A 13,317-nucleotide genomic window follows, 5' to 3' on the forward strand; every position below is an offset into this window, starting at 1 on the left:
ACCTCAGGTTCGGGACTCGTCTCACGTTACTCGCCGCTCACGCCCCGGAACAACAGGACGAACGCGACCGCCTGCACGACATGGTACAGCGCGTTGTGGTCGAACCAGACCGGATGGATCGGGATCCGCAGCTGCTGGATCGCGGCGGCGGCGAAGGTCAGCCCGAAACCGATGAGCGCCTCGCGGCGGCTCGGGGTTGGCCCCCGCCGGTACAACCGGGCGAAACGCACCGTCAGGTAGATGACCGCGGGCAGGTAGAAGACGATCGCCATCACGAACGCCTGCTGCCCCGCGAGCACGATCGCGGCCCACGCGACGAAGGCGGCCAGCACGATCCGTGTGAGCCGCCGGCCGCCGGCCGAGATGCCGCCCACGCGGGCGCCCAGCCCCCAGGCGGCGAGACCCGTCGCCCCCACCGCGAGGATGGTGGCGGGCCAGAGGAGGCGGTAGCCGAGCGTCGTCGCGTCGCCGAAGAACCCGTGCACCGTCCCTCCGAACAGCGCCGCCGCGCCCGAGCCGGCGAAGAGCCCGATCGCCCACGGCCGCAGTTCCGCCCTCACCCTGGAGTTCGCCCGCCAGGCCAGAAGCGCGCAGAGGAGGGTCAGCCCGTAGTCGGTCAGCGTTACGGCAGGCTCGGTCACGGTCGTGCTCCCTCCGCGTGGTGGAAGATCGTCGCATCGTCCCCTCAATCGGTATTGTCCCGCCGGGGCGGAGGACAATACTCATGGAAGACTGCCTGAGCCGCGATGCCCGCCGCTACCCGACACAGGAGGAACCGTGTCGCGACCCTCGACTTCTCTGCCCCTCGCTGCGGCCCTGCTCGCGCTCACGGGGGCGGCCTGCTCGTTCCCGTCCACGGACCCCGCGGCGGACGAGATTCCTCTCACGCTCGAGAACATCTTCAGGGGAGGCGGTGGGGCGGGACGCGCCGTCCTCTCGCCCGACGGAGAGATGATCGCGGTTTCGGGGCCGGGACCCGACGGCGGAAGCGGGATCTACCTAGTGCCGGCGGGAGCGGAGACCGACGGTTCCTCCACCTTCTGGCTCCGCGGAGGCTCGCAGATCTGGTCCCCCGATGGGGAGCGGATCGCGTTCCTCGCCCGGGGTGCGCTGCACGTCGGCGCGCCCGGCGGGACGAGCCGGGCGATCGTCGAAGAGGTGGAGGGACTGCGCGCCCCCTCGTGGTCGCCGGACGGCGCGACGCTCGCCTACTACTCCACCGCGTCGGGCTTCCAGGACATCTGGCTCGTCGACGCGAGCGGCGAGACGCCGCCCCGGCAACTGACGACCGAAGCGGCCGAGGCCGACGACGGCCGCTTCCGCCCCACGTGGTCCCCGGACGGCCGCTGGATCGCCTACATCTCCAACCGGGCCGACTGGTGGCACGACGACGTGTGGCTGATCGACACGGGAACCCGGGAGGCGCACCAGATCTCGACCTCGCTCATGGCCTCGTCGAATCCGGTGTGGTCCCCGGACGGGTCGAGCCTCGTCCTCATGGGGACGGCGAAGGACGAGTACTGGTACCAGGATCTCGCCTATCTCTACCGCATCGACCTCGACTTTTCGGGACCGGCCTCGAGGGCGGTGCGCGAGGCGCCGATCGAGATGCAGGTATACGCGACCGACGCGATCATGCGTTTTGATCCGTTCTGGTCGGGAGACGGAGAGCGGATCCATTTCCCCTACCAGCAGCGCGGCGCCTTCGAACTCTGGTCGGTTCCGGCCGGCGGCGGCGTGGCCACGCGCGTGACGAACGTGGGCGGCGCCTGGTCGTCGCTGCACGCGACCCCGGACGGGCGACGCGCGGTCTTCACCCGGGACGCGGCGACCGAGGGCAGGGAAGCCTGGCTCCTGGACCTGGAGGGGGGGATGCCACGGCGGCTCACGTCGTTCGCACCCCGCTTTGCGGGCGTCCAGCGGCCGACGGAAATCTCGTTCCGGAGCTTCGACGGGCTCTACATGCAGGGCTTCCTCTATCTGCCGCCCGCGATCCGGCGTGCGCTCGCCGACGGTACCGAACCGCCCACCTGCCCGGCGCTCGTGCAGGTGCACGGGGGCGGGACGAACTCGTACATGCAGGGCACGAACCCCGTCGAGCAGTATCTCGCGAACGAGGGGTTCGTCGTGCTCGCCATCAACTATCGGGGCGGATCCGGCTTCGGCCGCGAGTTCCAGGACCTCTCCATCGAGGACTGGCTGAACGACCAGTCCAGGGATCCGGGCGCCGCCGCGGACTGGCTGCGGAGTCAGGCATACGTCAACGGGCGCGTGGGCATCTACGGCGGGAGCTACGGCGGCATGCAGTCCATGTCCGCCATCACGCGCACGCCCGACAAGTTCGACGCGGCGGTGCCCATGCGCGGCATCTACTCCGAGGCCAGGACGCTGCCCTACGCGGACCGGGTCGGGAAGATCTTCGCGATCACGGGACACGGCGGCACGCCCGAGGAGCGCCCCGAGATCTACGCCAAGACGGAGACCCTCGACCGCATGGAGCGGATCACCACGCCCCTCCTCATCATGCACGGCGAATACGACGTAAGGGCCCCGTTCGAGAACTTCGAACTCGCGGTCGAGCGGCTGGAGGCGCTCGGCAAGGAGTTCGAGTCGATGACGTACCCCGAGGGACATGGGTTCCGGGACCCCGCGAACTCGATCGACATGTACTCCCGTCTCCAGGCCTTCTTCACCCGACAGCTCGGCTTCCCCTGATATTGGGGGCGTCCGGACGATACTGCGCCGCCTAGATTATCACCATGTAGAACCGGGTGACACGGCGCAGCCGGTTGATGTCAGTCGGTGGCAACCAGCCTCATATCGGACCAGGGACGGGGGCATCGTGAGACGAACCACTGCAAGCCCAGGAAGATCTATCGGTCGCAGGCGACGCAACATGGGGTACGTCACAGTGGCGGCGGGCGTCTTCCTCGCCATGCTCTCCTGCGGCGGCGAGGACACGACGGCGCCACCCCCGACCGCGCCTCCGTCGGCTCCAACGCCGAGCCGGGTCACGATCGAGCCGGAGCAGATCGTCGTCGTGGCGGGCGACACCGTCCGTCTGAGGGGCCGCGTCCTGGATGAGCGGTCACGGATCATCTCCGATGCCCCGCTGACGTGGGCGAGCAGCGATCCGGCGGTCGCGACGGTCGATGCGTCGGGTCTGGTGACGGGGATCAGCGAGGGACACGCGAGCATCACCGCCACGTCCGGACCGGTCAACGCCTCCGCGCCCGCGGCGGTGCACAGCCTGGACCGCGCGACGCTCATGGACCTCCACGACTCGGCCGGCGGAACGAGTTGGACGAACCGGGAGAACTGGGGCTCCGACGAACCGGTCGGCAACTGGTACGGCGTCGAGGCGAACGCGGACGCCCGCGTGACGGCGCTACGCCTGAGCGAGAACGGTCTGAGCGGCCAGCTTCCGGAGGACCTCGGAGATCTGGCCCTCCTCACCGAACTGCAGGTGGACGGAAACGAGGGACTCTCGGGTCCTATCCCGCTCTCGCTCTCACAGCTGAACATTCAGCAGCTCCAGTACGGCGGTACGATGCTGTGCACGGTGAGAGACGAAGGATTCCAGACGTGGCTGAACGCCATTCCCACCCGGGACGGCGAGTTTCTCGCCTGTATCGAGGAACGGTCGGACCTCATAAAGCTCTATGAGGCCATGGGTGGAGAGAGATGGACTGACAACACCAACTGGGGGACCGACGCGCCGCTGGGGAACTGGTTCGGCATCGCGGTCGACTCGACGACGGGGCGGGTCACGCAAATCAACCTGAACCGCAACAACCTCTCGGGAACGGTCCCTCCGGAGGTCCGATACTTCCCGCACCTGCGAGTGCTGCGCCTGGACTACAACCGCCTTGAAGGCGAAATCCCGCCGGAAATCGGCGAACTCACCGAGCTGCGGCGGATGGACATGGACGGCAACGAGTTCAAGGGCCGGATCCCGCCCGAGATCGGGAAGCTCGCGAAGCTGAGAACACTCTGGCTGGGCGGGAACCAAATGAGCGGTCCCATCCCGCCGGAGCTGGGCAAGCTCGCCAGCTTGGATACCCTCCACCTGTATGAGGCCCGGTTCGACGGTTCGATTCCCGAGGAGTTCGGAGCGCTGACCGAACTGCGGCTACTGCGGATCTCGGATACCCGCATCGATGGCCCCCTTCCGGAGAGTTTGGGAGGGCTCAAGAAGCTTCGATCACTCCAGCTTTACAACAACAGCCTGCTGTCGGGCCCCCTTCCCGGTGAGCTCGGGCAGATCGACAGACTCCAGATACTTGTACTCTCCAACAACAGGATCGATGGACCGATTCCTGCCGAACTGGGCCAGCTCGACAGCCTTGCCGTGCTCTACGTGGACGACAACATGTTATCCGGCTCACTGCCTCCGGAGCTGGGCGCAACGGACATGCATCGTCTTTGGCTCCAGAACAATCCCGACCTGTCGGGACCGCTGCCGGACGAGTTCACGGCGATGACGGAACTCTGGGAACTCATCGCGAGCGGCACGGGGCTGTGCGCGCCCACCGACGCCGATTTCCGGGCCTGGCTGAACGACATCGTCGCGAAATGGCGCGTCCAGACGTGCGGGGCGGAGGGACACGCCGAGGCCTACCTGACGCAGGCGACACAATCGCGCGAGTTCCCGGTCCCGCTCGTGGCCGGAGAGCGCGCGCTGCTGCGCGTCTTCGTCATGTCCGAAGCGGAGACGACCGAGAACATTCCGCCGGTCCGGGCCACCTTCTTCGTGGACGGGGCGGAGGTGCACGTGGCGAACATCCCCGCCGGGTCGTCCGCGATTCCGACGGAAGTTCAGGTGGGCGAACTCGACCTCTCGGCCAACGCCGAGATCCCGGCCGAGGTGATTCAGCCGGGCCTCGAGATGGTCGTGGAGGTCGACCCCGACGGGACCGTCGATGCGGCGCTCGGCGTGGCGAAGCGCATCCCCGCGGAAGGGCGGGCGGCGGTGGAGGTCAGGGAAGTGCCCCCGTTGTATCTCACCCTGGTCCCGTTCATCGCGGAGAACAACCGGGACGCGGAGGCGTTCGTCACGTTGGCCACCCCGGACAGCGAGCTCTTCTTTGAGCTCCACACCCTGCTCCCGGTCGGCGTCTTCGAGATCACGAAACACCCGAGCGTCACGGTTAGTTCGACCGACATCTTCGACATGCTGGCTGAGATGGACCGAATCCGGATGGTGGAGGAGGGAATCGGACACTGGATGGGTCTCAGCGCGAACACCACGGGGAGCGCGGGCGTCGCCTACTTTGGGGCTAACCCCAACCCCAACCGCGGCAAGATCAGCGTCTCCCGGCTGAACGTGGGGACGATCGCGCACGAACTGGGCCACAACCTGAACCTGCGACATACCGACTGCGGGGACCCGGCGGGCATAGACCTGACCTTCCCCTACGATAACGCGCGCACGGGCGTGTGGGGATACGATCCGCGCGACGGAGGGTCGCTCGTGCCCCCGGACCGGGCGGATCTCATGAGCTACTGTGATCCGGCCTGGGTCAGCGACTACTACTTCACGAATGCGCTGCGTTTCCGGCTCCAGGACACGGTCGAGGTTTGGCCGGCCGCTTCGCGGGCCCTGATCGTCGCGGGCGCCGCCGCCGCGGACGGGGCACTCCACCTGGATCCCGCCTTCGTCGTCGAGACGACGCCCGTCGTGCCGCCCTTCGGAGGGCCGTACGAGCTGACCGGCAGGCGCGCGGATGGCAGCGAACTGTTCTCGCTGAGCTTCGATATGCAGGAGATGTGGGACGGCGACGGACGTTCCGGCTTCACCTTCGCGCTTCCGGTCCAGGACGAGTGGGGGTCGGAGCTGGCGAGCCTCGCGCTCACCGGGCCGGGGGGCACGGTCGAGATGCGGGAGGGGAGCGAACCGCCGATGGCGATCATGCGCGACCCCGTGACGGGCCATGTGCGGGCCATCCTGCGCGATCTCCCGGCCGCCGCCATGGGCCCCGGGGCCCTCGATGCGCTGGCCCCCGAGCCGGGGCTGGACATCATGGTCAGCGGCGGGCTGCCCGGTTCCGCGGCCTGGAGGCGCTGACTCCGGTTCAGGCGCCCCTGAAGGGCGTCCCGAGGTAAAGCCGCAACGCACCGGGCCGCGCGTTCCGTCTCTCAGGGCGGGGCGCGCGGTCCGGCTCCCCTACGATCTTCCCGCTGATGGCCTGCTGATGATGGCCCGCTGACAATTCCTCCGGATGCGGACCCCTGCCGGGGCGAGCTGGCACGACTTCCGGCCGGAGGCCCCACCCCACACGCGGCGGTGTAGCTCCGCGCGCGACAACCCTCGGCGCTTGCCTGGCGCTCCTCTCCTGTGGCGAGGGCGTGACGCCTGCTCCTCCGCCTCCCCCGCGCCCGCGCCGCAGCCGGCGACGGTCACGCTGGAGTCCAATCCGGCCGTGGTGGTCGCCGACGATACCGTCTCGCGGTCTCGCGGCTCGATGCGCTCGGCAAGGAGTTCGAGTCGATGACGTACCCCGAGGGACACGGCTAACGGGATCCCGCGAGCTCGATCGACATGTACTCCCGTCTCCAGGCCTTCTTCACCCGACACTTGGGGACCTGCTGATCTGGACCGCCTTCATCCACCCTGTTTGGGGTGAAAACACCTTGTTTAGGGTGGGGCTATGCGGTATGCATTCTTCCATGCATCGAGTTGAAGACGGTCTTCCCAACAACCCGCGGACACACCATGAGACACGCCACCACCCATCCAGACGAACACACCGTACGCACCCCTCGAAGCATCGTGCTGTCAACTGCCCTGTTCGGCGTGCTCTTCGGGCTGCTCTCCTGCGGCGGGGAGGACACGACGGCGCCACCCCCGACCGCGCCTCCGTCGGCTCCAACGCCGAGCCGGGTCACCATCGAGCCCGAGCAGATCGTCGTCGTGGCGGGCGACACCGTCCGTCTGAGGGGCCGCGTCCTGGATGAGCGGTCACGGATCATCTCCGATGCCCCGCTGACGTGGGCGAGCAGCGATCCGGCGGTCGCGACGGTCGATGCGTCGGGTCTGGTGACGGGGATCAGCGAGGGACAGGCGAGCATCACCGCCACGTCCGGACCGGTCAACGCCTCCGCGCCCGCGGCGGTGCACAGCCTGGACCGCGCGACGCTCATGGACCTCCACGACTCGGCCGGCGGAGCGAGTTGGACGAACCGGGAGAACTGGGCCTCCGACGAACCGATCGGCAGCTGGTACGGCGTCGAGGCGAACGCGGACGCCCGCGTGACGGCGCTACGCCTGAGCGAGAACGGTCTGAGCGGCCAGCTTCCGGAAGACCTCGGGAATCTGGCCTTCCTCACCGAACTCCAGGTGGACGGGAACGAAGGCCTCTCCGGTCCGATCCCGTTCTCCCTCTCCGACTTGAGTATTCAGCAACTCCAGTACGCCGGCACGATGTTGTGCACGGTGAGAGACGAAGGGTTCCAGACGTGGCTGAACGCCATTCCGACGCGCGACGGCGACTTCCTGGCCTGCAACGAGGAACGGTCGGATCTCGAGAAGCTCCATGAAGCCATGGGCGGAGCGAGTTGGACGGAATCGGCCAACTGGGGGACCGACGCGCCGCTGGAGAACTGGTTCGGCATCGCGGTCGACTCGACGACGGGGCGGGTCACGCAAATCAACCTGAACCGCAACAACCTCTCGGGAACGGTCCCTCCGGAGGTCCGATACTTCCCGCACCTGCGAGTGCTGCGCCTGGACTACAACCGCCTTGAAGGCGAAATCCCGCCGGAAATCGGCGAACTCACCGAGCTGCGGCGGATGGACATGGACGGCAACGAGTTCAAGGGCCGGATCCCGCCCGAGATCGGGAAGCTCGCGAAGCTGAGAACACTCTGGATGGGTGGGAACCAAATGAGCGGCCCCATCCCGCCGGAGCTGGGCAAGCTCGATAGCCTGCGAATACTCCACCTGTATGAGGCCCGGTTCGACGGTTCGATTCCCGAGGAGTTCGGAGCGCTGACCGAACTGCGGCTACTGCGGATCTCGGATACCCGCATCGATGGCCCCCTTCCGGAGAGTTTGGGAGGGCTCAAGAAGCTTCGATCACTCCAGCTTTACAACAACAGCCTGCTGTCGGGCCCCCTTCCCGCAGCACTTGGCCAGATGGACAGCCTGCGGATACTCCGGCTCAGCGACAACATGATCGACGGCCCCCTCCCGGCGGAGCTGGGCCAACTCGACAGCCTCCTGCAGATCTCGGCGCAGAACAACATGCTGTCCGGCCCGGTGCCGCCGGAGTTCGGTGGCATGGACGCCCTGATCTGGTTGCACCTCCAGAACAATCCCGACATGTCGGGTCCGCTGCCGGATGAACTGACGTCGATGACGGCACTCGAGCAACTGATCGCGTACGACACCGGGCTGTGCGCACCCACCGAGCCCGAGTTCCGAGCCTGGCTGAACGACGTGGTCGCGAAGTGGCGCGTCCCGTCGTGCGGGGCGGAGGGACACGCCGAGGCCTACCTGACGCAGGCGACACAGTCGCGCGAGTACCCGGTCCCGCTCGTGGCCGGCGAGAGCGCGCTGCTGCGCGTCTTCGTCATGTCCGAGGCGGAGACGACCGAGAACATCCCGCCTGTCCGGGCCACGTTCTTCGTGGACGGGGCGGAGGTGCACGCGGTGGACATCCCCGCCGGCTCGTCCGCGATTCCGGCGGAAGTTCAGGTGGGCGAACTCGACCTGTCGGCCAACGCCGAGATCCCCGCCGAAGTGATTCAGCCGGGCCTCGAGATGGTCGTGGAGGTCGACCCCGACGGGACCGTCGATGCGGCGCTCGGCGTGGCGAAGCGCATCCCCGCGGAAGGGCGGGCGGCGGTGGAGGTCAGGGAAGTGCCCCCGTTGTATCTCACCCTGGTCCCGTTCATCGCGGAGAACAACCGGGACGCGGAGGCGTTCGTCGCCGGCGCCACCCCGGACCACGACCTCTTCTTCGAGACGAACACCCTGCTACCGGTCGGCGTCTTCGAGATCACGAAACACCCGAGCGTGACGGTCAGTTCGGACGACATCTCCGACATGCTGGCTGAGATGGACCGAATCCGGATGGTGGAGGAGGGGATCGGACACTGGATGGGTCTCAGCGCGAACACCTCCGGCGCCGCGGGCATCGCGTACCTTGGGGCTCACCCCAACCCCAACCGCGGCAAGATCAGCGTCTCCCGGCTGAACGTGGGGACGATCGCGCACGAACTGGGGCACAACCTGAACCTGCGGCATGCGGATTGCGGGGACCCGGCACTCCTGGACCAGACCTTCCCCTACGACAACGCGCGGACAGGCGTGTGGGGGTACGATCCGCGCGACGGAGGGTCGCTGGTGCCCCCCGACCTGGCGGATCTCATGAGCTACTGTGATCCCACGTGGGTCAGCGACTACTACTTCACCAACGCGTTGCGCTTCCGGCTCGTGGATACGGTCGAGGTGTGGCCGGCCGCTTCGCGGACCCTGATCGTCTCGGGCGGCGCCGCCGCGGACGGGGCACTGCACCTGGATCCCGCCTTCGTCGTCGAGACGACGCCCGTCGTGCCGCCCTTCGGAGGGCCGTACGAGCTGACCGGCAGGCGCGCGGATGGCAGCGACCTGTTCTCGGTCAGCTTCGATATGCAGGAGGTCTGGGACGGCGACGGACGTTCCGGCTTCACCTTCGCGCTGCCGGTCCAGGCCGAGTGGGGGTCGGAGCTGGCGAGCCTCGCGCTCACCGGGCCAGGGGACACGGTCGAGATGCGGGAGGGGAGCGAACCGCCGATGGCGATCATGCGCGACCCGGTGACGGGCCACGTGCGGGCCATCCTGCGCGACCTTCCGGCCGGCGCCATGGGCCCCGGGGCCCTCGATGCGCTGGCCCCCGAGCCGGGGCTGGACATCATGGTCAGCGGCGGGCTGCCCGGTTCCGCGGCCTGGAGGCGCTGACTCCGGTTCAGGCGCCCCTGAAGGGCGTCCCGAGGTAAAGCCGCAACGCACCGGGCCGCGCGTTCCGTCTCTCAGGGCGGGGCGCGCGGCCCGGCGCGGCTTGGTACCTTTGCGGATGACAGCCCGTTGACGACGCGCCTGCCCCGGAGGCGGACCCATCGCAAGGCGAACCAGCACAACTTCCGGCCGGAGCCCCGGCGCCACTCGCGGCGGTGTACCCCCTCGTGCGGCAGCTCTCGGCGCTTTGCTGGCCCTCCTCTCCTGCGGCGAGGGCGTCACGCCGCCTCCCCCACCTCCCCCCGCGCCCGCGCCGCAGCCGGCCACGGTCACGCTGGAGCCGAATCCGGCCGTGGTCGTCGCGGCCGACACCGTCCGCCTGGTGGCGCGCGTCCTGGATGAACGTGCCCGGGTCATCTCCGGTGCGCCCGTGACATGGACGAGCGGCGATCCTGCGGTCGCGACGGTTGATGCCACCGGTCTCGTGACGGGCCTCAGGGAGGGACGGGGGAGCGTCACCGCCACCTCCGGGCCCGCCACGGCGTCCGCGCCCCTCACGGTCCAGAGCCAGGACCGCGCCACGCTCATCGACCTGTACAACGCGGCGGGCGGAGGGAGCTGGACCGGGAAGGACGGCTGGACGACGGACGCTCCGCTCGGAAGCTGGTTCGGGGTCGAGGCCGATCCGGACGGGCGGGTGCTGACGCTTCACCTCAGCGAGAACGGACTGCGCGGCCAGCTTCCGGAGAGCCTCGGCGATCTGGCCCTCCTCACCGAACTGAGAGTGGATGGAAACGCGCTCACGGGCCCGTTGCCTATCTCTCTCTCCCGACTCGGCCTCCAGGCACTCCACTACGGCGGCACGATGCTGTGCACGCCGAGCGATGCGGCGTTTCGCGAATGGCTGGGTGCCATCCCGTCGCGCGAGGGCCAGGAACTGGCCTGCAACGAGGAACGCGCCGACCTGGCCGCCCTGTACGAGGCCCTCGACGGGCCGAACTGGCAGAACTCCGCGAACTGGCTGACCGACGCGCCGCTCGCGAGTTGGTACGGCATCCAGGTCGATGAAGCGGGGAGGGTCACCGGGATCAACCTGATCGGCAATCGACTCGCGGGGCAGATTCCACCGGAGATCGCGAGATTCCCGCGACTGAGCTTCCTCGGGCTGGATTTCAATCGCCTCACAGGTCAAATCCCGGTCGAACTGGGCGACCTCCCCGAACTGGGGTCGCTGGGTCTCGCCGGGAACGACCTGCGGGGTCATATCCCGCCGGAGCTGGGGAATGCCACGCGACTGGTCCAAGTGTCCCTGAACGACAATCAGTTGAGCGGCACGGTCCCGCCGGAGTTGGGCCACCTCGTCTACCTTCGATGGCTCTACCTGAACAACAACCTGCTCGAGGGTTCGATCCCCGTTGAACTCGGAGCCCTCTCCGACCTTGAGGGGCTGAGGCTCTCAAGCAACCTGCTCGAGGGACCGGTGCCGCCGGAGCTGGGTGAGCTGGGGAGCCTGCAACGGCTCGATCTTGGCGGAAATGACCTCGCGGGTCCCCTGCCCGCGGAACTCGGCCAGCTCGATCGGCTGCAAGCGCTGTGGCTGCGGGACAACAGGTTCTCCGGCTCAGTGCCACCCGCGTTCGGCGACTTGAGGGCGCTCGAGCAATTGCACCTTCAGGACAACGAAGAGCTGTCGGGTCCGCTCCCGGAGAGCCTGACTTCGGTGGGTCTGAGGGAGTTGCTTGCGGGCGGCACGGCGCTGTGCATGCCCGACCAACCCGCCTTTCGGACCTGGGTGGAAGCGATCCTGAAGCGGCGTATCCGGCCGTGCCGGGCGGAGGGACAGTCGGACACCTATCTGACGCAGGCCGTGCAATCGCGTGACTACCCCGTCCCGCTTGTGGCTGGAGAGAGCGCGCTGCTCCGGGTGTTCATCACGTCCGGTGACGAGACATCCGCGGCGATCCCGCCGGTCCGAGCCACGTTCTTCGTCAACGGCGTGGAGGCCCATGTGGTGGAAATCCCCGCCGGTTCATCCCCGATCCCGACCGAGGTGGAAGAGGGCGAACTCGACCTGTCGGCCAATGCGGAGATCCGCGGCGCGGTGATTCAACCCGGCCTGGAAATGGTCATCGACATCGATCCCGCCGGGACGCTCGATCCGGGACTCGGGGTGGCGAAGCGTATTCCCGAGACGGGACGGACGACGATCGACGTGAGGGCCATGCCCACGCTCCGCCTCACCCTGATCCCGTTCGTCTGGACCGGTAACAGCGATCCCGCCGCCGCGACGCTTGTCAGCGAAATCCATCCGAACCACGAGATCCCCTGGCAGACGAACAATCTCCTCCCGGTCGGCGCCTTCGAGATCACGAAGCACGCGAGCGTGACGATCAGCTCGAACAGCGCGTTCGACGCCCTGTACGAGGTCGGACGCATCCGGACGATCGAGGAGGGAACCGGACACTGGAAGGGGCTCCTGCCCGAACCCGAGGGCTTCGCGGGCGTCGCCTGGATCGGCGGAAAGACGAGCCTCTCGAACCTCACCGAGTCCACGATCGCGCACGAACTGGGGCACAACTTCAACCTGCGTCACGCGGACTGCGGGAGCGCGGCGGGGCCGGACCCGACCTTCCCCTGGCCAAACGCGGCGATCGGGGCCTGGGGCTACGATCCCCGGGACGGCGGGTCGCTCGTGCCGCCCGACTGGGCGGATCTCATGAGCTATTGTCCACCCGAGTGGATCAGCGACTACTACTTCACGAACTCGCTGCGCTACCGCCTTGTGGACGAGGGCGCGGCGTCCCGGGCCCCGGCGGCGCCGTAACGAGGTCGCTTCTCCTATCCGGCCGTGCCACCGCGGACGGCGTCGCCGTCCCTGGATCCCGCCTTCCTCATCGACACACTCACCGGTAGTGCCCGCGTTCCGGGCGGACCGTACGAGTTGACGGGAAGGCGACGTGGACGGAAGCGAACTCTTCTCGCTCAGCTTCAATATGCCGGAGATCGCGGACGGAGACGGGCGTTCCGGGTTTCACCTTCGCGCTACCGGTGCAAGCGGAATGGGAGGCGGAACTCGCGAGCCTCTCGCTCTCCGGTCCGGGTGGTACCGTCGAGATGCGCGAGGGGAGCGAGCCGCCCCTGGCAATCCTTCGCGATCCGCGGACGGGCCAGGTGCGGGCGATTCTCCGAGACCTGCCGTTCGGTACGGTGGCCAGCAGCGATCTCGACGCGCTCGCCCGCGAGCCGGGCCTCGATGTGATGATCAGCAGCGGGCTTCCAGACGCGGCCGCCTGGCGACGCTGACCGTCGGAGGGTGCCGACCCGCACGGGCCCTCCGAGTTGACGGTTTGCCCCGGTCGAGATGAGTAGATTATACT

General features: G+C 68.0%; 6 protein-coding genes. 5 read left to right on the top strand and 1 reads right to left on the bottom strand.

Annotated elements, in window-relative coordinates; genetic code table 11:
• Positions 1-26 precede the first annotated feature (26 nt).
• Complete coding sequence (locus ACOOHF_RS12660) at positions 27-641, bottom strand: DUF6962 family protein (protein WP_420461972.1); 615 nt, start codon at positions 639-641, stop codon at positions 27-29.
• Between the two features lie 136 nt (positions 642-777).
• Between ACOOHF_RS12660 and ACOOHF_RS12665 the strand changes: the two genes are divergently transcribed.
• The 5 genes from ACOOHF_RS12665 to ACOOHF_RS12685 all read left to right on the top strand — a co-directional run bounded on the left by ACOOHF_RS12665 (position 778) and on the right by ACOOHF_RS12685 (position 13,243).
• Positions 778-2,715 carry a prolyl oligopeptidase family serine peptidase gene (locus tag ACOOHF_RS12665; RefSeq protein ID WP_420461973.1) on the top strand — a complete coding sequence of 646 codons (1,938 nt, stop codon included), beginning with the start codon at positions 778-780 and terminating at the stop codon, positions 2,713-2,715.
• A 181-nt stretch (positions 2,716-2,896) separates the two neighbouring features.
• The gene (locus ACOOHF_RS12670) at positions 2,897-6,067 is read left to right on the top strand and encodes a leucine-rich repeat domain-containing protein (protein ID WP_420461974.1); all 3,171 of its coding nucleotides are present in this window, start codon (positions 2,897-2,899) and stop codon (positions 6,065-6,067) included.
• Positions 6,068-6,715: 648 nt separating this feature from the next.
• Positions 6,716-9,943, top strand: coding sequence for a leucine-rich repeat domain-containing protein (locus ACOOHF_RS12675; protein ID WP_420461975.1), 3,228 nt, complete (start codon positions 6,716-6,718; stop codon positions 9,941-9,943).
• Positions 9,944-10,187: 244 nt separating this feature from the next.
• Positions 10,188-12,764, top strand: a complete 2,577-nt coding sequence (locus ACOOHF_RS12680; RefSeq protein WP_420461976.1) for an Ig-like domain-containing protein — start codon at positions 10,188-10,190, stop codon at positions 12,762-12,764.
• Between the two features lie 224 nt (positions 12,765-12,988).
• Positions 12,989-13,243: a hypothetical protein gene (locus tag ACOOHF_RS12685; RefSeq protein WP_420461977.1), complete on the top strand. Its 255-nt coding sequence runs from the start codon at positions 12,989-12,991 to the stop codon at positions 13,241-13,243.
• Positions 13,244-13,317 lie beyond the last annotated feature (74 nt).

Source organism: Candidatus Palauibacter sp., assembly GCF_965216145.1.
Lineage (GTDB): Bacteria > Gemmatimonadota > Gemmatimonadetes > Palauibacterales > Palauibacteraceae > Palauibacter.